Raw genomic sequence first — 21,289 nt, 5'->3', positions numbered from 1 at the left:
GTAACTGGGCCTGTCACCGGCCGTTGAAGACGGCCTTGCGCTTCTCGTTGAATGCGCGGATGCCTTCGACAAAGTCGTCGGTGGCGGCGCAGACGCCGAAGTATTCGGTCTCGAGGTCCATCTGCTCGGCGAGCGAACGTGCGGCGGATTCGTTGAGCAGCCGCTTGGTCCGGGCGATCGCGATGCTCGGCGCGGCGGCGAGGCGCTGCGCGAGCTTCTCGGTTTCGGCATCCAGCGCGGCGTCCGGGACCACGCGGTTTGCGAGCCCGAACTCGACCGCTTGCTGCGCGCTCAGCCGATCGCCGAGCAGCGCCATTTCCTTCGCCTTGCGCAGCCCGATCGAGCGCGGCAGATGCCAGGTCACCGCGCCGTCCGGGCTCGTGCCGAGGTGGATGTGCGCAACGATGAAGAGCGCGGTGTCGGACGCGAGCACGAAATCCGCAGCCGCGACCCAGCCCACGCTCGCGCCGGCGCAGGCACCGCGCACTTTCGCGATGATGGGCTGCGGCAGCCGCTCCATCACCGAGAACAGCGGCATCGCGATGCGCGCTCGCTGCTCGAAGTCGCGGCGGCGCTCGTCGGGCGTCGCTTCGAGCGTGCGCCCGAAACCGGCGACGTCGCCGCCCGCCATGAAGTGCTCGCCGGCGCCGGTCATCACGACACAGCGCACCGACGGGTCGTGTTCGATCTGCTTCAGAAATTCGCGCATCGTCTCGACCATGCCGGCGGTGAGCGCGTTGCGGGCGTGCGGACGGTTGAAGGTGATGCGCGCAATCGGTCCGTCGATCTCGGTCAGGATTTCCTGTTCGGCCATTTGCTCTCTCCGTTACCGGTTCTGGTACACCGGCTTGCGCTTGTTCTTGAACGCGTCGATCGCCTCGAGAAGATCCTCGCTCAGCATCCCGTACTGCTCGAGCGCGAGTGAAAACTCGAAGACGTCGACCGCCTGCTTGTGCATCGCGTGGTTCAGCGAGCGCTTCGTGAATTGCACGGCCATCGGCGGCAGCTCGGCGATCTGGCGCGCGATCTTCTCGGCCAGCGGGAGGACTTCGTCGGGCGTATCCACCAGATCCGTGACACCGCCCAGGCGATAGGCTTCCTCCGCGCCGATCGGATCGCCGGTCAGCAGGTGGCGCTTCGCCTTCGACATGCCGAAGGCCGCCGGCCACACGAGGCAGCCCCCGTCACCGGCGGCGAGGCCGACGCGGACGTGCGGGTCGCCGATGCGCACGTTCTTGCTCGCGATAATCACGTCGCCGCTCAGCGCGATCGAGGTCGCGAGGCCATAGACGTCGCCATGCAGCGCCATTACGGTCGGGATCGGAATCTCGTTCATGCCGTAGATCAGCCGGCGGCCCACGTCCCAGGCCTCGAAGCGCCGGTCCTTGTCCTGCGCGAGCCGGCGCACTTCGTCGAGGTCGCCGCCTGCCGAGAACGCGGCGCCGGTCGAGGCGAACACCAGCACGCGCGCGTCGCCCGGGCGCCGCATGCGCTCGACGACGTCGGCGAGTTCGGCGCTGGTGACGTCGTCCATGCGGTTGAGCACTTCCGGCCGGGTCAGCACGACCCTCGCGATCGGGCCGTCCTGGGTGAACTGCAACGTCGAATATTCCTTGGTCACTGTATCGATCCTTTGGCGTTGAACGTCTTCGGGTTGCCGCGGACCGCCCCGCGCGATTCGGTGCGCGGGGCGGTGGCGTCGGTCAGGCGGCTGCGGTGAGCTTGATCACGCGGGCGGGCGCGGCCTTGTTGTCGAGGTCGGCGACGAGGCGCTTCGCTTCCTTCTCGTAGAGCGCGACGTTGCCGTCCTTGATGTGGCCGTAGCCCTTCACGATCTCCGGCAGCGCGGCGATGTCCGCGATCTGCTGCTGGTTGTCGGCCGTGAGGCGCGGCAGCAGCGAGTCGATCAGCGTGCGGTACTCCTCGATCAGCCGGCGCTCCATGCGGCGCTCGGCGGTCTTGCCGAAGGGGTCGAGCACCCCGCCGCGCAGGCCCTTGAACTTGGCGACGATCTTCAGCGCCTTGTACATCCAGCCGCCGATCTCCATCTTCTGCGGCTCGCCGCCTGGCTTGCGCGGACGGGCCAGCAGCGGCGGCGCCATGTGGAAGTGCAGCTTGAAGTCGCCGTCGAACTGCTGCTTGAGCCGGCGCTCGAAGTCGCCGTTCGTGTAGAGGCGTGCCACCTCGTACTCGTCCTTGTACGACATCAGCTTGCCGAGGTAGCGCGCCACCGCGGTCGTCACCGTGAGCTCGCCGTTCGGCACGGCCTTGCGCTCGGCCGTACCGACCTTGTCGACGAACTCGGCGTAGCGTTGCGCCCACGCCGCGTTCTGGTAAGCGGTCAGATGCTTCACGCGCGACGCGATCAGCTGGTCGAGGGTCTGCGAGACCGGTTCCGACGTGTCGGCGGCGCCGCAGCGGGCGAGGTATTGCTGCAGCTTCTGCGGGTCGTGCGCGGCGAGGCGGCCCCAGTTGAACACCTGCAGCGTGCTGGCGACCTGCGAACCGTTCAGGCGGATCGCTTCCTCGATCGCCTCGATCGACAGCGGCACCAGACCTTTCTGCACCGCGACGCCGAACATGAACATGTTGGTCGTGATGCTGTCGCCCATCAGTCGCGTCGCGATCGACGTGCCGTTCAGGCCGGTGAGCTGGTCCGCGCCGACGACTTCGCGCAGGACCTTGAGCTGGGCTTCCGGGTCGAGCGACAGCGACGCGTTCGACTGGAACTGCGCGGTCGGGACGATATCGGTGTTGACGACGATGCGTGTCGCTTCCGCCGACATCAGGTCGATGGTCTGCGGGCTCGCGGTGACGACGAGGTCGCAGCCCAGCACGAGGTCCGCCGAGCCGTTCCACAGCCGCGGCGCGAACAGCGCGTCCGGCGACGAGGCGATGCGGATGTGGCTCAGCACCGAGCCGCCTTTCTGCGCCATGCCCGTCATGTCCATGACGCTCGCACCCTTGTTGTCGAGGTGCGCGGCCATGCCGGCGATCGCGGCGACGGTCAGCACGCCGGTGCCGCCGATGCCGGTCAGCACGATGTTGTAGACCGGCGCGGTTGAATCGCAGGCCGGGGAGGGCAGCGACGCGAAGAGCTGCTTCAGCTCGTCGTCCTTGAACGCCGCGCCGAACTTGCGCACCGATCCGCCATGCACGCTGACGAAGGACGGGCAGAAGCCCTCCTGGCACGAGAAGTCCTTGTTGCAGCTCGACTGGTCGATCTTGCGCTTGCGACCGAACTCGGTTTCCAGCGGCTGCACGCTGACACAGTTCGATTTCTTCGAGCAGTCGCCGCAGCCCTCGCACACGTCCTGGTTGATGAACACGCGCTTCTGGGGATCGGGGAAGGTCTTGCGCTTGCGGCGGCGACGCTTCTCGGCGGCGCAGGTCTGGTCGTAGATGATCGCCGACACACCCTTGAGCTTCTGCAGCTCGCGCTGGACGTCCTCGAGGTCGCGGCGGTGGCGCACGGTCGTGCCTTCGGGCCACTTGATCGCCGCCGGGTACTTCTCCGGCTCGTCGGTGACGATGACGATCGGCTTCACGCCTTCCCAGTACACCTGGTTCGCCATCGCCTCGATCGACAGTTTGCCGTCGATCGGCTGGCCGCCGGTCATCGCGACCGCGTCGTTGTAGAGCAGCTTGTAGGTCATCGGCGCGCCCGACGCGACCGCGGCGCGGATCGCGAGGATGCCGGAGTGGAAGTAGGTGCCGTCGCCGAGGTTCTGGAACGCGTGCGGCACGTCGACGAAGCGGTACAGGCCGGCCCACAGCGTGCCTTCGCCGCCCATCTGCACCGCCCATTCGGTGGGACGGTCGGGCATGAACATTCCGGCCAGGCCGTGGCAGCCGACGCCGGCGAAGGTCAGGCTGCCGTCGATGGTGCGCGTGGAGGTGTTGTGCGGGCAGCCGGAGCAGAAATACGCCGTCCGCATCAGGCCGGTGCCCTTGATGAGCTGGACGTTGTTGCGGTGCGCACGGATGTTCGCGATGCGTTCGGCGAGCCGCTCGTCGGCGAGGCCGAGCGCTTCGATGCGCCGGCTCAGCACATCGATCAGCATGCTCACCGAGGTTTCGCCGAAGTCGGGGATCAGCCGCTGCCGCTGCTCGTCGAGCTTGCCGGTGATCTGCGGCCGGCGGTCCGCGGGCGTCGCGTAGAGCAGCGACGTGAGCTGGTCCTCGATGAACGCGCTCTTCTCCTCGACGACGAGGACTTCCTTGTGGCCGACGCAGAACTGCTCGACACCCTGCGGCTCGAGCGGGTAGATCATGCCGAGCTTGTACAGGCGGATGCCGAGCTCGTGGGCGCGGCTCTCGTCGATGCCCAGCTCCTTCAGCGCCTCGCGCACGTCCAGGTAGGGCTTGCCGGCGGTGAGGATGCCGAGTTCGCGCTTCGGACTGTCGAAGATCGTGCGGTTCAGGTGGTTGACGCGCGCGAACTCGATCGCGGCGGGCAGCTTGTATTCGACCAGCCGGCGCTCGATCGGCAGCGGCATGATGTCGCCGCGGATCTTGTTGAGACCGCCCTGCGGCATCTTGAAGTCGGTCGGGATGACGATGCGCGAGCGCTCGGGATCGAGGTCGAGGGTCGACGTCAGCTCGATCGTGTCGGTGACGACCTTGAATCCGGTCCACACGCCGGCGAAGCGCGACATGCCGAAGCCGTACAGGCCGTAGTCGAGGTACTCCTGCGTGTTCGACGGATAGAGGATCGGCATCAGCGCCGCGCGCCACACCGGGTCCGACGCGGTGGCGGTCACGGTCGATTTGCCGCCGACGTCGTCGGCGCCGACGACGAGCACGCCGCCGTGCGCCGCGGAGCCTTCGAGGTTGCCCTGCCGCAGCACCTCGAACGCGCGGTCGACGCCGAGGTTCTTCGCGTACCAGATCGAGAACACGCCGTCGTACTTGGCTTCCTTGTAGTAGTGCAGCCACTGCGTGCCGCGCACCGACGCCGCCGCCATTTCCTCGTTGACGCCGGGCTGGAACTCGATGTGGTTTTCCTTCAGGTGCGACGACGCCGCCCACAACGCGGTGTCGTAGATCCCGATCGGCGAGCCGCGGTAGCCGGTGACGTAGCCGGCGGTGTTGAGGCCGGCGGCGACGTCGCGCTGACGCTGCATGATCGGCAGGCGCACCAGCGCCTGGTTCGATGAAATGTAGATCCGTCCTTCCTGTTGCGTGAACTTGTCGTCCAGCTTGACTGCTGTCTTGGCCATGCTCTCAGTCCTTCAATGTGTGCGGCGAGGCGTCAGGCCGCCGTCGCCGCGAGCGCGGGTTTGCCGGCGGAGGCCAGCAGGCGAGCCGCGTTGCCGCCGAGAATGTCGTTGCGCGCGGTGCCGGTGACGTCCGCGTCCGCGACGAAGGCGGCCAGATCGGTCTGCCCGATTTCGGTGGGGCCGTCCGAGCCCGCCAGAATCCGGTCGGCGCCGAAGCGTTTCACGAGATAGCCCAGGTAGTCGGGGCTGAACACCGCGGTGTCGTAATGGAAGCCGCGGGCGTATTCGGCGGGCGGCGTCTTCAGCGTCTCGCGCATCGCGGGGAACTTCTCCCATACGTGCGTCATGCGATCGATCACGGAACCGACCGTGCCCCCGCCGTGGCTGAAGACGAGCTTCAGGCCGGGAAAGCGGCCGAGCACGTCAGCCATCATGAACGACGCGATCGCCATCGCGTTCTCGTGCGGGATGCCCATCACCGCGCCCATCAGCGCGGGGCCGACCATCCGCTCGACGCCGGCGGGGCGGACGCCGTGCACGAACACGACCAGCCCGAGTTCCTCGGCCTTCGCGAAGAACGGCTCGAACTCGGGCGATGCCACCGATTTGCCATTGACGTTGCTGCCGACGAGCACGCCGGCAAGCCCCGCGGCCCTCATCGTTTCGAGCTGCCGCACCGCCGCGGGCAAGTTCTGCAGCGCGGCGACGCCGAGGGCCGTGAGCCGCTTCGGCGCCTGCGCGACCATTTCCGCGGCGTAGGCGTTGACCGCATCGGTGATGATCTCGGCGGCTTTCGGGTCGAGCCAGTACGACAGGATCTCGGGCAGCGGCGACATCACCTGGACGTCGACGCCGGTCCGGTCGAGCGTGGCGATGCGGCGCTCGGCGTTCCAGTACTGGTCGTCGAAGCTGCGGAATTCGCGCGCGCCGACGTACATCTTCGCGGTCGTGTCGCCCGTCGCCTCCATTCGCGGCCAGGCCGGTTCGTCGATGCCGGCGGGCTGCGCCGGGAACGCGCGCGGCAGAAAATGGGTGTGGAAGTCGATAATCATTGTCGAATCGATCCTTGGACCATCATTGATCCGGCAAGTCTCGCCGGGGCTCCCCGGATCGGGCCGGGGTTTCTACAGGCGGCAGGGCACCGCACACCCGCAGCGCGGGCATGCGCAGGACTGCTTGGCAGCGTCGGTGATGTTCCATTCGCGCGGCGCCGCTCCGGTGGGAACGGCGCCACGGCGGTCAATCCCGCGCGCCTACTCGGCGGTGAGGAAGCGCGGATTGCGGCCGGCGAACTCGCGGTCCGGGACCGCGCCCCAGAGGTCGAAGTCCTCCGGATTCGACGACATCCGCCGCGGCTCCCGCGCTCCGGTCTCCGGGAACTGCTCCATCCCGAGCGTGTATTCCCAGACGAAGAAATCGTCGTCGTACGCGTACAGGTGGATGCTCCCGGAGGTCGGGTGGCGGCCGATTCCGAACTGGATCCGGGCGTTGTATTTCTTGATCCGGTTGAAGAACTTGCCGATGTCGTCGATCTCCTCGACCATGAACGCGACATGGTGGAAGCCGGTCTTGCCCCCGCCCGGCAGCTGCAGCGGGGCGAAGCTGTGGTGGTTCGGATTCGGGAACGCCCGCAGCAGCGCCGCGAAACCGCCTTCGAGATAGTCCGACACCAGGAAGCCCATGTTCTCCACCATGTAGCGCGTGACCGCCTGACAGTCGGGCACGGCCAGGCCGTAGTGCTTGCCGCCCTGGAACTTCGTCAGCCGGTTCTTCCGCGGCGACGAGATGTAGGTCATCTTCGAGAAGTATTCGTGCGTCGTCTTGAGTACCGGCTCGACGACGCGGAACGCCTTCTCGATCTTGAGCTTTGCGGCTTCGCTGTCGCCCAGCCATTCGGGCGACAGGCCGATGCGCTGGTAGTGCGCGAACGCCTTGTCGACGTCCGCATCGGTTTCGAGCTGCCACGCGCCGCGTGCGAAGGCCGGGCTCTTCGCCGGCGCGAGGATGATGTCGTGGTGCTGCGAACCGGAGCGGAAGAACCGCGAACCGTCCTCGGCCTCGCCGACGAGGTCCAGGCCGAACACGTCGGTCGCGAAAGCGGTCGAACGCTCGATGTCGCTGACATTGAGCACGACGTAGCCCAGACCCTTGTATCTGAAATCGACTGGCATCTTGTCTCCCCCTTTTGGGTTTTGAGCGGGCGATCAGAGGATGATCGTGAGCCGGCCCTGGTTATAGAGGCTGTTCAGGTCGAGGATGCAGCGCTTGCGCCGGATCTTCACGGATTCGCCGTCCTGCACGAGCGTCAGATACGCCTCGCCCATGTACACCGTGGTCGTGTCTTCCTTGGTGCGATACACCGCGAAGTTCGCGCGCACCCGGGTCTCGTCGCCTTCACCGCCGACCACGCGCACGTTGGTGACGAGGTGGCGCGTCTTCGAGTGCGGAAACTCGGCGTGCGCGGTCTTCTTCGACAGGCGCACCGCGCGCCCCCGAATGCGTGCGATGCCATCGGCAACGAGGAACAGCGTCTGGTTGGGGTCGGCGTTGCTCGGGTCTTCGGTTGCCGGCGAGGCGATTTCGTAGCGCGCGTCCTCGCTATACAGCGCGGCCCACTCGTCGAGCTTCCAGTCATCGAGGAGCTCGGCTTCGTGAAAGAGGAAGTCCTCGGCTTGCGTTCGCGTCAACATGTCTCAGTCCGTCCCTGGTCTTATTCTTCAAGCGTGTCGAGGCCGCGCATGATGCGGTCCCACTGGGTCCAGTACGCGCGCAGCTGCACTTCGTCCTGCGGCCCGCCCACCAGTGTGCGGGCGTCGCCGTCGGTGAAGGCGCCCTTCGACATTTCGTTCCATTCGCCGGCCGTGTGCTCGAGACCCTGCTGACACAGTTCGAGCATCTCGATGTCGTCCGGGGAGCCGAAACCGGCCGGGCCGAGGAAGGACACGTAGCCGTCGAGGCGCGCCGCGCGCAGCTCCTCGTTCTCCTCGGCGGGGCCGAGCGCCCAGGAATTGACGCGCAGGAAGTTTTGCGACTCGGGCTCGATGTAGCGGACCGTGATCGCCATGATGTCGTTGATCACGAGGTTGGGGAAAATCACCAGGTTCTTCTGCGTCTCGGCGATGTAGTCGGCGCGCTCCGGGCCGAAGCGCTCGACCAGCGAACGCTTCTTCGCCTCGATCGGCTCCTTGAATTTGGCGCCCATCGCCGGCGTCCATTGCGCGACCGCGCGGCCCGACGGCACGAAGGATTCTAGGACCGCGTGGCCGTTGCCGAGCGAGCGCACCTGGCCTTGCGTCGCGTAGTTGCGCATGACCTCGTCGAACTTCGCCTCGGCGGGCGTGCCCTTCGCGGAGTCGCGCAGAAAGTCGAGGTAGGAGGCGTGTGTCGCCGTGACGTGGTAGCCGTCGTAGCTGTTCTCGGCGAGGTACTTGTAGTTCGCGCGAACGGTGTAGCTCTGCTCCCCCGGCAGGATGATCTGCTCGGTCTCGGCCTGGTCGCAGATCGCGTCGATGACGTCGCGCGCGCCGGCGAGGTAGTCGTGAAGGCTGATCGCCTTCGGATTGAAGTTGATGAAGTAGAAGTTGCGGTACTGCTCGAGACGCGCGACGCGGATCAGGTCGAGGTGCCCGTCGTCGTTGAGCTTTTCGCCGAAGCCGGTTTCGTTCTTCAGCGACAGCAGCTTGCCTTCGGTATTGAACACCCAGCCGTGATACGGACAGACGATGTTGCGCGCGTTGCCGCTCGGCTCGCGATAGATGCGCGCGCCGCGGTGCGTGCAGCTGTTGTAGAACACCGCCACTTCGCCGTTCTTGTCGCGCACGAAGATCAGGTCGCGGCCCGCCAGCCGCCGCGTCCGGAAGTCGCCGTTCTTCTTCAGCTCGCTGCCGTGGCCGATGTACAGCCAGACCTTGTCGAAGATCCGCTTCTTTTCGAGCTCGAAGATCTCGGGCGACGTGTAGGCGGTGCGGCGGACCCGGAAGGACCTTTTGCCCATATCGACGTCGACGATCTCCATCGACTCCAGATTTTTTTCCGACATATCGTTATCTCTCTCTGATTGGAACACCCGTCTCCAGGGGCCACCGCACGGCCAGCGCAGCTCAGCTCAGGGATTCAGCCACATGTCGCGTTCGATGCCCGCGTTGAAGCGCGAAGCATTGATGATGTGGCGCAGGCCTTGCTCGACTTCGAGCGGATCGCGGGTCGCTTCGGTGATCGGACCATGCGTCCAGCCCTCGGCGACCGAATAGCCGAAGCCCCAGGCTTCGATGACGCGACCGGTGATGTCCTTGGAGGCCGGGCTTGCGAGCCATGTTACCAGCGCCGCAATCCACTCCGGATCGCGCCTCAGGATCTCTTCCTCGGTCTTCTCGCGCAGGCCTTCGGTCATGCGGGTCTCGGCGCGCGGGCCGATGCAGTTCACCGTCACGCCGATGCGCGCCAGTTCGCGCGCGATCACGATCGAGAACGACGCGATGCCGGCTTTCGCCGCCGCATAGTTCGCCTGGCCGATATTGCCGAACAGGCCCGAGGCCGACGTCGTGTTGATGATGCGCGCATCGATCTGGTTGCCGGCCTTGCTCTGGGCGCGCCAGTAGTTCGCGGCATGGTGGCAAGGGGCGAACGTACCCTTCAGGTGAACCTTGATGACCGAATCCCAGTCGTCTTCGGTCATATTGACCATCATGCGATCGCGCAGGATGCCGGCGTTGTTCACCAGCACGTCGAGCTTGCCGAAACGCGCGATGGTGTTGTTGATCATGCCCTTCGCGCCTTCGAAGTCGGAGATGTCCGTGCCGTCGACGACCGCGACGCCGCCAGCTTTGGTGATCTCGTCGACGACCTGCTGGGCGGGGGAGAGGTCAGCGCCCTCACCGGCGGCGGTCGAGCCGAGATCGTTCACCACGACCTTGGCACCCTGCGCCGCCAGCATCAGGGCGTACGCCCGGCCCACACCCCGGCCGGCGCCGGTGACAATCGCTACGCGTCCTTCGCAAATCTTCATTTCGGTTCCTTGTCAGAGTCGGAACGCCGGCTGTTCGTACCGGGCGTCATGGGTTTCGAACAAACGTGCTCGTACTATAGCATACGGTATAGAGCAAAAAACAAGTCGCTCGGCCCGGTTCTCACGTCGCGATTGTCCGGGCTTTCGGCGGCCCTGCGCGCTGCGGGAGAAGGCGTGCGAGTGACGACTCCGCAGTTCCGAATCCTGCAAGTCACTGCTGCTTCGGGCCGTTGCAAAAACATACTATATACAAACATACGAATGACGCAAGCCTGTATGTGCGCCCATGCCTCCGGGCTTCGTGATTCGCGTGTGGAACCCGGAAAGTGAAAGGGAAGGCGGGAGTCCGTGCAGGAACGAACTTCCGGCCTCGGCGCCGCATCGCCGGTCATCGCCGGCGCGCGTATCGCTTCGGGAGAGGGCGCCCAGCGGCGGGATCGACGCTACAGCCGCGGAGGGCAGCGCCGCGCGCGGCAGGCGCGCGGCCGAGGTGCATGCGCTTTAGTGGGCGACCTTGTTGACGATGCGCGTGAAGATCGAGCGGAACAGGCGCGCGCTCGCCGCGTTCAGCGGTGCGCGGTTGCTCGCGAACGCTTCGTCGATCTCGACCCAGTCGGCGTCCGTCAGGTGCTTGCGGGCGGCGGGGATGATCGTGCTTTCTTCGAGCGCCAGGTGTTGCCAGTTGAACGCCGCATAACGTTCCACCGCGGCGCTGAAGCGTGCCGCTCCGGTCCCCGGTTTCGCGGCGAACTCGTCGGCCGCGAGCTGGATCTCGCGCACGTACGCTTCCTCGTCGGCGTGCTGCTTGCGCAGCGTCGCCAACTCCGCGTCGACGTCGTGCGTCCGGCGCCCGAGCTTATCGAACAGGAAGGTGTCTTCCTTCGGATGGTGCAGCTTCTCCGGGAACTCGCGGAAGTAGGTGACGATCGCACGGACCGCTTCGAGGTCGTCGAGCCGGCCGACATTCCGCGCCTCCACGGCGATCTCCTGCAAGCGATGCAGCGCGGCGGCGATCGACTGATGCTCGTCCATGATGACGCCGACGGCGTACGCCCCCGGCCCCTCGTTGGTGGCGACGCTCGACACCAGCACCGGGATCTTCGAGTGGATCAGCGTCCGCAGCGTCTCGGACCCGATCATCATCCCGGCCGAGGTATTGCGCCCGCGCGACGACATGAAGATCAGGTCGCAGCCTCGCTCCTCGGCAATCTCGAGGATCGTCTGGTGCGGCGAGTTGCCGACCCGGCTGACGGAGTCGAAGCGCACGTCGGCCGCTTGCGCTGCGGCCTCGGCCTTCGACAGGGTCTCGCGCGCGCGCAACTTGTACGTTTCCGCGAACTGTTCCGGCGCCATCGAATAGAGCAACGCTGCATCGCCGTAAATATCGGAGGCGTGGTCGCGCTCGACGTGCAGGAAGGTCACGCGCGACTTGAGCGAGCGTGCGAGCTGCAGCGCATCGACGATCGTCTGCGCGGACAGGATCGTGCCGTCGGTGGGAACGAGTATGTGCTGGTACATGACGTCATCCTTTGTCCCTTTTCGGGGAGCGTTGTCGATAGGGAAAACGGCACCGGCAGGCAGATCCGGGCCGCGCACTGCAGCTGAAGCGGGTGGCGCCGCTCACGCTTGGGGCGGACTTTTCGGAAGCGCGGGTCGTGCCGTGTCCGAAAAGCTTGATGTGGAAAATATCAGACGATATTCTTGCATACAATAAAAACCACGAACGAACTTGTCGTCGGGAGCAGGGCATCGTTTCCGCTTTGCCTGCATTGCCGGAGCAGAATCGTTATGTTAGCGTACGATATACGTTCGCATCGCGACCGCCCTCATCGTAGGGCGGAGCGCCCGGAGTCGGACGCGAAGATCCACGGCGGCCGCGACCGGACTTCCGGCCACGAGGCGGATTGCGGGCGGCGACGGCGGAGCGCTTTTGCAGCCGCTTCCCGTCGGACGGCTTCACGGTTGGATGGAGACAGGAGTAAAGGACATGAAAGTCAGGCTTTGCAGCACCGATGAAGTCGAAGAAGGCGCAATGATCCAGGCGGTGGTGCCAGGCCGTCCTCCGCTGACGGTGTACCAGGTCGAGGGTGAGTATTACGTCACCGACGACACCTGCACGCATGGCAAGGCGTCGTTCTCCGAAGAGGGCGAGCTCGAAGGCCATTGCGTCGTGTGTACCTGGCACGATGGAAAATTCGACATCCGCACCGGCGCACCGCTCTGCGCGCCGTGCTCGACGCCGATCCAGGTTTATCCGGTGACCGTCGTAGACGGCGCGGTGATGATCGAAATCGACTGAACCGTGCCGGGAGCCATGCGATGAGCGGACCGAAAAATGTTGTCTTGATCGGCGGCGGCCTCGCGTCGCTGGCGGCGATCGAAACCCTGCGCGCCGAAGGTTACGACGGCGCCATTCGGCTCGTCAGCGACGAGGCCGAGATCCCGTACGACCGGCCGCCGCTGTCGAAGGCCTACCTGAGCGGCGAGACGCCGCTCGGCGGCATCCTGCTGCACGACGAGGCATGGTACGAGAGCATGCGCGTCGACCTGGAGTTGGGAAGAAAGGTCGAGGCGATCGATCCGTCCGCGCGGCAGGTCCGCATTGCGGGCGGGCAGGCGCTGGGCTACGACCGCGTACTGATCGGCACCGGCGCGCGGGCGCGCGAGCTGCCCGTGTCGGTGGTCGCGCCCGAGGTGCCCGTCCACTACATCCGCACCCGGGCCGATTCCGACCGTCTGCGTGAGTCCGTGAAGGCCGGCGCGCGCGTGGTGTTGATCGGGGGCGGCGTCATCGGCATGGAAGCGGCGGCCACGCTGGTCCAGCTCGGCTGCGACGTCACCGTGCTGGAAGCGGGCGAGCGCATCATGGCGCGCTTCTTCCCGCCGGCACTCTCCGAGATGCTTGCGGAAGTCCATGCCGCGCGGGGCGTCAAGCTGCATGCGAGGGTCGTGATCGAATCGGTCTCGCGGCAGGGCGACGAATCGGTCGTCACGCTTGGTGACGGTACGACACTGGCGGCCGACATCGTGATCGTCGGCATAGGCTCCGTGCCGAACGCCGAGCTCGCGGTCGATGCCGGGCTCGAGCTGCGATACGGCGGAATCATGGTCGACGTTCGGGCCCAGACCGCCGCGGACGGCGTCTATGCTGCCGGCGATGTCGCCACCTTCCAGTTGCCGGATGGCCGATGGGCGCGCTGGGAAAACTGGACCCACGCACGGCTGCACGGCGCGCACTCGGCGCGTCACATGCTCGGCAAGGGGCAGACTTACGCCGAACTGCCGTGGGTGTGGTCGGACCAGTACGACCTGAACCTGCAGGTGCTCGGCAGCCCCGAGTCGTCGGACCCGCCCGCGATTCGCGGCAGCCTCGAAGCCGGCCGCGTCACCGCCTTTCACCTCGACGGCGGCCGCCTCGTGGGCGCGACGATGATCAACGACGCGCGCAACAAGAGTTCGATCCGCAAGCTGCTCGAGAGAGGCGATGCCGTATCGCCCGAGCAGCTCGTCGACCCGTCGGTCGACCTCAAGAAGCTTGCAGCTTCTGCCTGAGGTGTTCCGAAGACTCCGCACCGCCGTGCGCGTGCAGGCGGTGGCAATGATGAGCGAATGAGCCGGACACCGCCCGGGATGTGAAGCCCCGGGCACTTGCGACGAACCCGAAGGCCGGTCGCGACTGGCCGGCCGGGGGCCTTCCCGCGCCGCTCACGCAGGGCGCACCCCGCTTCGGGACGATCACGATCCCGCTGTGAAGCGCCGCCTCGGCGCGTACCGATCCAACTGAGTCAAAAGGAGAATTCGATGGAAACCCCCGGAGCGAGACTGCAATTCGATGACGGCGTGGCGCTGGTCGCAGGCGGAAGCGGTGGCATCGGCGCCGCGATCACCCGCGCATTGGTGCACGCCGGCACCGACGTCGTATTCACATACAACCGCAACGGCGCTGCCGCCGACGCGCTCGTTTCCGAGCTCGCCCCGATCGGCCCCCGCGTGGAGTGCCGTCAGCTCGCGCTCGAAGACTCGGCGCGCGTAGCCGAACTCGCCGCCGACGTCCGCGAGCGCTTCGGCCGCATCCACAGCGTGATCTACGCGGCCGGCCCGTCGCTGCCGATCAACTTCGTCGGCGGGATATCGGAAGAGGAGTGGGTGAAGACCTTCCAGCTCGACACCCATGCCTGCTTCAACCTGGTGCACGCGATGCTGCCGCTGCTCAAGGAGCAGCGCGGCGGCAGCATCACCGCGGTCACGACGACGCAGTTCGCCCGCCACGTTCCGATGAGTGTGCTGTCGTCGGCACCCAAAGCGGCCATCGAGAGCATGCTGCAGGTCGCCGCGCGGGAATACGGGCGCTACGGCGTCCGCGCCAACTCGGTGCGCTCGGGATGGCTCGACGGCGGCAAGTTCGCGCACGGCATTGGCGGACAGGTCGCCGACCAGGCAAAGCAGGCGATCGTCTCGTCGATCCCGCTCGGCGCGCTCGGCCAGCCCGAGGACGTTGCCGATGCGGTGGTCTTTCTGTCGTCGCGGCAGGCCCGGTACATCACGGGCGAGGCGCTCTCGGTGGACGGCGGCTGGAAGCTGTGAGGTCGGGGGCTGCCGGGCGTCCGCCCGGCAGCCCTGAATTCATTGATCGGACGATCGCCTCGGCGGCGCATCCGCTAACAACGCGGCTGCCAAAATCCGTTCCGGCGGAGCTTGTCGGGGCGCGGCGCCAGTTACACATGAAAGAGGGCATCCGGTCTGGACGACGGTGCATCGCCAGTGTCCGGCTTCATTGTCTCGGGGCGCCGTGGCAAGCCCCTTCGACGAGTTCAGCGCGAACGCTTGTCCTGATTTGCCGCTTCATAATCCAGGGTCGTGCGACAGTCGGAAATTTTCGATCGACGCGCCGCTTTCTAAGCGCACCGCCTGCCGGTCCGCGTTACCGTTATTGCAACAGCGGTTTCCTGTTCGTGAATGTCGCCCGCCCGCGACTGAAGGGGACTTTCTTTTGTCGCGCGGCGGGGAATCTGCATCTTGCGCGCCCGGTGCGGCTACCGCCCTTGCCACACCGGCGGTCTTTTCTCCGCGAACGCCCGCGGGCCTTCCTTCGCGTCCTCGCTTTCGCGGTTGCGGGCGGCGAGACGGTTGCTGATCTCCCAGCTTGCGTCGGAAAAGTCGACCGACGTCTCGAGCGTCCGATACACGACGTCCTTGCTTGCACGTACCGCGAGCGGCGCGTTCGTGCAAATCCGCTCGGCGAGCGTGATGGCGGCGTCGAGGACCTGGTCGTGGGGCACCACTTCATTGACGAGGCCCCAGCGCAGCGCGTCGGCCGCGCTCATCGGGTCACCCGTCATGATGTGATACATCGCGACCTTCAGCGGTACGACGCGGGGCAGGCGCAACAGGCCGCCGCCGATTGCCATTACCCCGCGCTTGACTTCGGGGAGGCCGAGCTTCGCCCGCTCCGAGGCGACGATGAGATCGCAGAACATCGCGATCTCGGCGCCGCCGCCCAATGCGACGCCATTCACGGCCGCGATGACCGGCTTGTCCGTGTAACGGCGCACGAGGCCGGCGAAACCGCCTGTGCTCGTCTCGTGCGCCCCGAGGAGCTCCCCCGCCGCCGCGGCCTTCAGGTCGGCGCCGGCGCAGAATGCCTTGTCGCCGGCGCCCGTAACAACTGCGGCCCACAGCTCGGCGTTGCCGGCGAAGCATTCGAACGCCTCGCCGAGTTCCTTCCACACCTGGCCGTTAACGGCATTCATGGCGTCCGGGCGATTGATCGTGATGATCGCAACCCGACCGCGGGGTTCGAAAAGGACCGTCTTGTCCGTCATGGTCGTGTTGATCTCCGGTTAGGGGGCAGGTGCGGAGGGGGGCGAAACGGAAAGCGGAAGCCGCATTTGCGACGTGCATGTAGCAGCGCGGGACGCGGAGTTAGAGGAACGGGGGCGGCTTCAGCGGGGGCGCGGTCATCGAGTCATTGATTTCCATCGCGTTTGCTTCGCGTTTGCTTCGCGTTTGCTTCGCGTGCCAGCGGCGCCCGCATGGTGCAGAAACGCCTTCCGCGCAGACCAGGACGGACCCCGATCGCGTTTGTGACCCGGTCGTCCGAACGGACCGGACCGCCGCGGTCCGCCCTTTTCGGCCGCTCCGGCAGAGGTCGAAATCAGTCCTTCTCGGGACCGGTCTCGCCCTTGATCCGCAGGAGATTCTGCTTGACCTTCGTCAGCTGCTCGGCGAGCGCGCGGCGCTCTTCCTCGTCGAGGCCTTCGAGTATGCGTTCGCTCATTTCGTGGCTCTGCTGCGCCATTTGTTCGACGAGCTGCTTGCCCTTCGACGACAGGAAGACGCGCTTGACGCGCCGGTCGACCGAGTCCGAGCCGCGCACGACGAGTTCGGACGCTTCGAGACGGTCGATCAGGCAGCCGAGTGCGGCCTTGCCGATTTCGAGCACGTTCGCGAGGTCGCTCTGCGTCATGCCGTCGTGACGCGAAACGTAGGCGAGCACCCACCATTGAGAACGGGTGACGCCGAGCGGGCGCATGAACTCGTCGAACACCGTGCGGCGAAGCCGCGACACGTCGTGCATCAGGAAGCCGAGCCGTTGATCCCAGTTCTCCTGGTCGCCGCTGCGGCGCTGCTTGCCCGGTGCCTTGGCGCGCCTGGGCGTCTGTCCCTGTGCCAGATCGGATTCAATCGTATTGCCCATGGCGGTCATTCCTTCCAACTATATGCTTACATAAATTCTATCATCCGCCCGGCTTGTCGCAACGAATTTCTGCAACATCGAATATCACGGCCGTCATTCATCCGCATCGCGCCCACGCGCCGATCGCCCCCCGGCCCGATGCGGTTCGAGCTTCAGAACGCGACGCGGTCGGCGCCCTTCAGCTGGAGGATGTCGCGCGCTTCGGCCGGCGTTGCAATCTGCAGGCCGAGGCCCTCGAGGATCTCGCGGACCTTAGACACCTGCTGCGCGTTCGACTCCGCGAGCTTGCCGCGACCGATCCACAGGCTGTCCTCGAGACCGACCCGCACGTTGCCGCCCATCGATGCCGCCATCGTCGCGACCTTCATCTGCGCCGCGCCGGCGCCCAGGACGGACCAGCGGTAGTGGTTGCCGAACAGGCGGTCGGCGGTGCGCTTCATGTGCATCACGTCGTCGGGGTGGGTGCCGATGCCGCCGAGGATGCCGAACACCGTCTGAATGAAGAACGGCGGCTTCACCAGGCCGCGCTCGACGAAGTGGGCGAGGTTGTAGAGATGCGAGGTGTCGTAGCACTCGAACTCGTAGCGGGTGTCATTGACCGACAGCTCCGTCAGCACGGTCTCGAGATCGCCGTAGGTGTTGCGGAAGATCAGGTCCTTGCTGCCTTCGAGGTAGGGGCGCTCCCAGTCGTGCTTGAACTCCTTGTAGCGCTCGAGCATCGGGTACAGGCCGAAGTTCATCGTGCCCATGTTCATCGACGCGACTTCGGGCTTGAGCACTTTCGCCGGCTGCATCCGCTCCTGCACGGTCATGTAGGGCGAGCCGCCGGTCGTCAGGTTGACGATCGCGTCGGAGCCCTGCTTGATCAGCTTCAGGAAGGGTTCGAACGCTTCCGGCCGCTGGTCCGGCTTGCCGGTGACGGGGTCGCGCGCGTGCAGGTGGATGATCGCTGCGCCGGCCTCGGCGGCGGCGATCGACGATTCCGCGATCTCTTCCGGCGTGACCGGCAGATACGGCGACATCGACGGCGTGTGGATCGCGCCGGTCACGGCGCAGCTGATGATGACCTTGCCTTGCTGGCTCATTCTTGTCTCCTCGGTTGTTGCAACGACAGCGCAAGCGCGCCGTTTGCCGCCCGCTCAGTACGACTTCGGCAGGCCCAGCACTTTTTCCGCGATGAAGCTCAGGATCAGTTGCGGCGAGATCGGGGCGATGCGCGGCAGCATCGCTTCGCGGAAATAGCGCTCGACGTGGTATTCCTTCGCGTAACCGAAGCCGCCGTGCGTCAGCACCGCGGTTTCGCACGCCTTGAAGCCGGCTTCGGCGCAGAAGAACTTCGCCGCGTTGGCCTCGGCGCCGCAGGGCATGTGGCGGTCGTAGAGCCAGCCGGCGCGCTGGTAGAGGAGGGAGCCGGCCTCGAGCTCGACCCAGCACTTCGCGAGCGGATGCTGGACGCCCTGGTTCTTGCCGATCGGCCGGTCGAACACGATGCGCTCGCCGGCGTATTTCGCCGCCCGCCGCAGCGCGACCTTGCCGAGGCCCGTCGCTTCGGCTGCGAGCAGCACGCGCTCCGGGTTCAGCCCGTGCAGGATGTACTCGAAGCCCTTGCCTTCCTCGCCGATGCGGTCCTCGACGGGGATTTCGAGGCCGTCGATGAAGAGCTGGTTCGAATCGACCGCCTTGCGGCCGAGCTTCTCGATCTCGCGCACCTCGATCTTGCTGCGGTCGAGGTCCGTGTAGAACAGGCTCAGGCCCTGCGTCGGCGATTTCACGTCCTCGATCGGCGTCGTGCGCGCGAGCAGCATGATCTTGTGCGCGACCTGCGCGGTCGAGATCCACACCTTCTGGCCGTTGACGACATAACGATCGCCGTGACGCACCGCCATGGTCTTGAGCTTCAGGGTGTTGAGGCCGGTGTTCGGCTCCGTCACGCCGAAGCACGCCTTGGCCTGGCCCTTGATGACCGGCGGCAGCCAGCGCGCCTTCTGCTCGTCGGTGCCGAACACGACGACCGGGTGCAGGCCGAACACGTTCATGTGGATCGCCGACGCGCCCGACAGACCGGCGCCGGATCCGGACACGGTTTCCATCATCAGCGCCGCTTCGGAAATGCCGAGGCCGGCGCCGCCGTACTCGGTCGGCATCGCGATTCCGAGCCAGCCGGCTTCCGCCATCGAGCGGTAGAAGTCCTCCGGGAAACCGCCTTCGCGGTCCTTCTTCAGCCAGTACTCGTCGTCGAAGCCGGCGCACACGGCTTCGACGGCGGAGCGGATGGCAACCTGCTCCTCTGCCAGGACAAAGTTCATGCTTGTCTCCTAATCGTTTTCGAGCGCGTCGGGCACGCCTCGCCCCCGCCGGGTTGAGGGAGGGAGAGCGGGGAGCGAGGCGGCCGTCTGCCCGGGTGCCCTGTGAGAGCGGTCAAAGTTGTGCGACGAGTTCGGGTACGACCTCGAAGAGGTCCGCTTCGAGGCCGTAGTCGGCGATCCCGAAGATCGGGGCGTCGCCATCCTTGTTGATCGCGACGATGATCTTCGAGTCCTTCATGCCCGCCAGATGCTGGATCGCGCCGCTGATGCCGCAGGCGATGTAGAGCGTCGGCGCGACGATCTTGCCGGTCTGGCCGACCTGCCAGTCGTTCGGTGCGTAACCCGCGTCGACCGCGGCGCGGCTCGCCCCCAGCGCGGCGCCGAGCTTGTCGGCGAGCGGCGCGAGCACCTCGTTGAACTTGTCGCTGCTGCCGAGCGCGCGGCCGCCGCTGACGACGATCTTGGCGCCGATCAGTTCGGGCCGGTCGTTCTTCGCGATCTCGCTGCCGACGAAGCTCGACAGACCGCTGTCGGCGATTACCGGCATCGCGTCGATGGGAGCGTTGCCGCCGTCCGGCGCGGCCCCTTCGAATGCGGTCGAGCGCACGGTGACGACCTTGATCGGATCGGTGCTCTGCACCGTCGCGATCGCGTTGCCGGCGTAGATCGGGCGCTCGAAGGTGTCGGCATCGATCACCTTGGTCGCGTCGCTGATCTGTGCGACGTCGAGCAGCGCGGCGACGCGCGGCGCAACGTTCTTGCCCGCGGCGGTCGCCGGAAACAGCACATGGCTGAAATCCCGCGCGATCGCGACGACTTGCGCGGCGATGTTTTCGGCGAGGCCTTTATCGAAATGCGGCGCGTCCGCGTGGAGCACCCGGGAAACTCCGGAAATGCGCGACGCGGCCTGCGCAGCCGCCGACGAATCGCTTCCGGCGACGAGGACATGAACCTCGCCGCCGCAGGCGAGCGCCGCGGTGACGGTGTTGAGCGTCGCGCCCTTGATTGACGCGTTGTCGTGTTCGGCAATGACGAGGACGGGCATTCAGATCACCTTGGCTTCGTTCTTGAGTTTGGCAATGAGGGTCGCGACGTCGGGCACCTTGATGCCGGCGCTGCGCTGGGGTGGTTCGGCGATCTTCAGCGTGCGGATGCGCGGCGCGATGTCGACGCCGAGCGCGTCCGGCTTCACGGTCTCGATCGGCTTCTTCTTCGCTTTCATGATGTTCGGCAGCGTCACGTAACGCGGCTCGTTCAGACGCAGGTCGGAGGTGACGACCGCGGGCAGCTTGATCTTCAGCGTTTCGAGACCGCCATCGACCTCGCGCGTGACCGACGCGAAACCGTCGGCGAGCTCGATCCGGCTCGCGAAGGTCGCCTGCGGCCGCCCCGCGAGCGCGGCGAGCATCTGGCCGGTCTGGTTGCAGTCGTCGTCGATCGCCTGCTTGCCGAGGATCACGAGATCGGGCTGCTCTCTCGTGACGAGGGCGTTCAGGAGTTTCGCGACCGCGAGCGGCTGCAGTTCGGCTTCCGACTCGACGAGGATCGCGCGGTCGGCGCCCATCGCCAGCGCGGTGCGCAGCGTTTCCTGGGACGCGGTCGTGCCGCAAGAGACCGCGACGACCTCGGTCGCGACGCCCTTTTCCTTCAGCCGCACGGCTTCTTCGACGGCGATCTCGTCGAACGGGTTGATGCTCATCTTGAGGTTCGCGAAGTCGACGCCGCTGCCGTCGGCCTTGAGGCGAACCTTCACGCTGGCGTCGACGACGCGCTTGACGGGTACGAGGATTTTCATGGTCGCTGTTCTTGCTTGTCTCACTGTTGTCTGCGCGCGTGGCCTGATCGACCGCGCGGCACCCACTGCTCCAGAGGAACCCCCTCCGGAGCCTCCCATGCGCGTCACGAATGACGTCGAAGACCCCGGCCGGAGCGCCCTCGGCCGTCCCGCTTTTTCACCGTTGACGAAGCGGTTCGAGCGCGAATGGAACTGATCGTACTATAGCAACTTGTATGCTGCAATACATTATGTATGTTTGAATGGTATGCCTTCGAATGCAGC

The 21,289-nt window shown here is 66.1% G+C and carries 18 protein-coding genes; 3 read left to right on the top strand and 15 right to left on the bottom strand.

What is annotated here, in order from left to right; translation table 11 throughout:
- Positions 1-13: 13 nt before the first annotated feature.
- The 9 genes from ROZ37_RS13130 to ROZ37_RS13090 all read right to left on the bottom strand — a co-directional run bounded on the left by ROZ37_RS13130 (position 14) and on the right by ROZ37_RS13090 (position 11,745).
- A complete protein-coding gene (locus tag ROZ37_RS13130; RefSeq protein ID WP_312659949.1) occupies positions 14-814 on the bottom strand; it encodes an enoyl-CoA hydratase in 801 nt (266 codons plus the stop codon).
- A 12-nt stretch (positions 815-826) separates the two neighbouring features.
- Complete coding sequence (locus ROZ37_RS13125; protein ID WP_312659946.1) at positions 827-1,621, bottom strand: enoyl-CoA hydratase-related protein; 795 nt, start codon at positions 1,619-1,621, stop codon at positions 827-829.
- Between the two features lie 82 nt (positions 1,622-1,703).
- The gene (locus tag ROZ37_RS13120) at positions 1,704-5,222 is read right to left on the bottom strand and encodes an indolepyruvate ferredoxin oxidoreductase family protein (RefSeq protein WP_312659945.1); all 3,519 of its coding nucleotides are present in this window, start codon (positions 5,220-5,222) and stop codon (positions 1,704-1,706) included.
- Positions 5,223-5,254: 32 nt separating this feature from the next.
- A complete protein-coding gene (locus tag ROZ37_RS13115; RefSeq protein ID WP_312659943.1) occupies positions 5,255-6,274 on the bottom strand; it encodes an amidohydrolase family protein in 1,020 nt (339 codons plus the stop codon).
- Positions 6,275-6,475: 201 nt separating this feature from the next.
- Positions 6,476-7,393, bottom strand: a complete 918-nt coding sequence (locus ROZ37_RS13110; RefSeq protein ID WP_312659940.1) for a VOC family protein — start codon at positions 7,391-7,393, stop codon at positions 6,476-6,478.
- 33 nt (positions 7,394-7,426) lie between these two features.
- On the bottom strand, positions 7,427-7,912 hold the full coding sequence (locus tag ROZ37_RS13105; protein WP_312659938.1) for an aromatic-ring-hydroxylating dioxygenase subunit beta: 486 nt from the start codon (positions 7,910-7,912) through the stop codon (positions 7,427-7,429).
- A gap of 20 nt (positions 7,913-7,932) precedes the next feature.
- Positions 7,933-9,261: an aromatic ring-hydroxylating dioxygenase subunit alpha gene (locus ROZ37_RS13100; protein WP_312659937.1), complete on the bottom strand. Its 1,329-nt coding sequence runs from the start codon at positions 9,259-9,261 to the stop codon at positions 7,933-7,935.
- Between the two features lie 66 nt (positions 9,262-9,327).
- The gene (locus ROZ37_RS13095) at positions 9,328-10,227 is read right to left on the bottom strand and encodes an SDR family oxidoreductase (protein ID WP_312659935.1); all 900 of its coding nucleotides are present in this window, start codon (positions 10,225-10,227) and stop codon (positions 9,328-9,330) included.
- 501 nt (positions 10,228-10,728) lie between these two features.
- On the bottom strand, positions 10,729-11,745 hold the full coding sequence (locus ROZ37_RS13090; protein WP_312659933.1) for a universal stress protein: 1,017 nt from the start codon (positions 11,743-11,745) through the stop codon (positions 10,729-10,731).
- Positions 11,746-12,214: 469 nt separating this feature from the next.
- Between ROZ37_RS13090 and ROZ37_RS13085 the strand changes: the two genes are divergently transcribed.
- From ROZ37_RS13085 to ROZ37_RS13075, 3 genes are all read left to right on the top strand, one after another.
- Positions 12,215-12,526, top strand: a complete 312-nt coding sequence (locus tag ROZ37_RS13085) for a non-heme iron oxygenase ferredoxin subunit (RefSeq protein WP_312659932.1) — start codon at positions 12,215-12,217, stop codon at positions 12,524-12,526.
- Between the two features lie 20 nt (positions 12,527-12,546).
- Complete coding sequence (locus ROZ37_RS13080) at positions 12,547-13,779, top strand: FAD-dependent oxidoreductase (RefSeq protein ID WP_312659931.1); 1,233 nt, start codon at positions 12,547-12,549, stop codon at positions 13,777-13,779.
- 249 nt (positions 13,780-14,028) lie between these two features.
- The gene (locus ROZ37_RS13075; RefSeq protein ID WP_312659930.1) at positions 14,029-14,811 is read left to right on the top strand and encodes an SDR family oxidoreductase; all 783 of its coding nucleotides are present in this window, start codon (positions 14,029-14,031) and stop codon (positions 14,809-14,811) included.
- A 449-nt stretch (positions 14,812-15,260) separates the two neighbouring features.
- On the opposite strand, the gene ROZ37_RS13070 is transcribed toward ROZ37_RS13075, so the two are convergent.
- The 6 genes from ROZ37_RS13070 to ROZ37_RS13045 form a co-directional block, all read right to left on the bottom strand.
- Positions 15,261-16,049 (bottom strand): enoyl-CoA hydratase-related protein, encoded by a 789-nt coding sequence (locus ROZ37_RS13070; RefSeq protein ID WP_312659929.1) that lies wholly within the window; start codon positions 16,047-16,049, stop codon positions 15,261-15,263.
- Between the two features lie 332 nt (positions 16,050-16,381).
- Entirely contained in the window at positions 16,382-16,924 is a 543-nt protein-coding gene (locus tag ROZ37_RS13065) for a MarR family transcriptional regulator (protein ID WP_312659928.1), read from the bottom strand.
- A 152-nt stretch (positions 16,925-17,076) separates the two neighbouring features.
- Entirely contained in the window at positions 17,077-18,009 is a 933-nt protein-coding gene (locus tag ROZ37_RS13060; protein WP_312659927.1) for a 3-keto-5-aminohexanoate cleavage protein, read from the bottom strand.
- 54 nt (positions 18,010-18,063) lie between these two features.
- The gene (locus ROZ37_RS13055) at positions 18,064-19,230 is read right to left on the bottom strand and encodes an acyl-CoA dehydrogenase family protein (protein WP_312659926.1); all 1,167 of its coding nucleotides are present in this window, start codon (positions 19,228-19,230) and stop codon (positions 18,064-18,066) included.
- Positions 19,231-19,342: 112 nt separating this feature from the next.
- Positions 19,343-20,275, bottom strand: a complete 933-nt coding sequence (locus ROZ37_RS13050) for an FAD-binding protein (RefSeq protein WP_312659925.1) — start codon at positions 20,273-20,275, stop codon at positions 19,343-19,345.
- Complete coding sequence (locus ROZ37_RS13045) at positions 20,276-21,025, bottom strand: electron transfer flavoprotein subunit beta/FixA family protein (RefSeq protein WP_312659924.1); 750 nt, start codon at positions 21,023-21,025, stop codon at positions 20,276-20,278.
- Positions 21,026-21,289 lie beyond the last annotated feature (264 nt).

It is taken from the genome of Aromatoleum sp., from assembly GCF_032027225.1.
GTDB lineage: Bacteria > Pseudomonadota > Gammaproteobacteria > Burkholderiales > Rhodocyclaceae > Aromatoleum.
This window is presented reverse-complemented; position numbering and strand designations above follow the sequence as displayed.

Bases quoted from the DNA above. Each gene is read 5' to 3' on its own strand.
- ROZ37_RS13130 (WP_312659949.1), bottom strand. From the start codon at position 814: ATGGCCGAACAGGAAATCCTGACCGAGATCGACGGACCGATTGCGCGC.
- ROZ37_RS13120 (WP_312659945.1), bottom strand. From the start codon at position 5,222: ATGGCCAAGACAGCAGTCAAGCTGGACGACAAGTTCACGCAACAGGAA.
- ROZ37_RS13115 (WP_312659943.1), bottom strand. From the start codon at position 6,274: ATGATTATCGACTTCCACACCCATTTTCTGCCGCGCGCGTTCCCGGCG.
- ROZ37_RS13110 (WP_312659940.1), bottom strand. From the start codon at position 7,393: ATGCCAGTCGATTTCAGATACAAGGGTCTGGGCTACGTCGTGCTCAAT.
- ROZ37_RS13105 (WP_312659938.1), bottom strand. From the start codon at position 7,912: ATGTTGACGCGAACGCAAGCCGAGGACTTCCTCTTTCACGAAGCCGAG.
- ROZ37_RS13100 (WP_312659937.1), bottom strand. From the start codon at position 9,261: ATGTCGGAAAAAAATCTGGAGTCGATGGAGATCGTCGACGTCGATATG.
- ROZ37_RS13095 (WP_312659935.1), bottom strand. From the start codon at position 10,227: ATGAAGATTTGCGAAGGACGCGTAGCGATTGTCACCGGCGCCGGCCGG.
- ROZ37_RS13090 (WP_312659933.1), bottom strand. From the start codon at position 11,745: ATGTACCAGCACATACTCGTTCCCACCGACGGCACGATCCTGTCCGCG.
- ROZ37_RS13085 (WP_312659932.1), top strand. From the start codon at position 12,215: ATGAAAGTCAGGCTTTGCAGCACCGATGAAGTCGAAGAAGGCGCAATG.
- ROZ37_RS13080 (WP_312659931.1), top strand. From the start codon at position 12,547: ATGAGCGGACCGAAAAATGTTGTCTTGATCGGCGGCGGCCTCGCGTCG.
- ROZ37_RS13075 (WP_312659930.1), top strand. From the start codon at position 14,029: ATGGAAACCCCCGGAGCGAGACTGCAATTCGATGACGGCGTGGCGCTG.
- ROZ37_RS13070 (WP_312659929.1), bottom strand. From the start codon at position 16,049: ATGACGGACAAGACGGTCCTTTTCGAACCCCGCGGTCGGGTTGCGATC.
- ROZ37_RS13065 (WP_312659928.1), bottom strand. From the start codon at position 16,924: ATGGGCAATACGATTGAATCCGATCTGGCACAGGGACAGACGCCCAGG.
- ROZ37_RS13060 (WP_312659927.1), bottom strand. From the start codon at position 18,009: ATGAGCCAGCAAGGCAAGGTCATCATCAGCTGCGCCGTGACCGGCGCG.
- ROZ37_RS13055 (WP_312659926.1), bottom strand. From the start codon at position 19,230: ATGAACTTTGTCCTGGCAGAGGAGCAGGTTGCCATCCGCTCCGCCGTC.
- ROZ37_RS13050 (WP_312659925.1), bottom strand. From the start codon at position 20,275: ATGCCCGTCCTCGTCATTGCCGAACACGACAACGCGTCAATCAAGGGC.
- ROZ37_RS13045 (WP_312659924.1), bottom strand. From the start codon at position 21,025: ATGAAAATCCTCGTACCCGTCAAGCGCGTCGTCGACGCCAGCGTGAAG.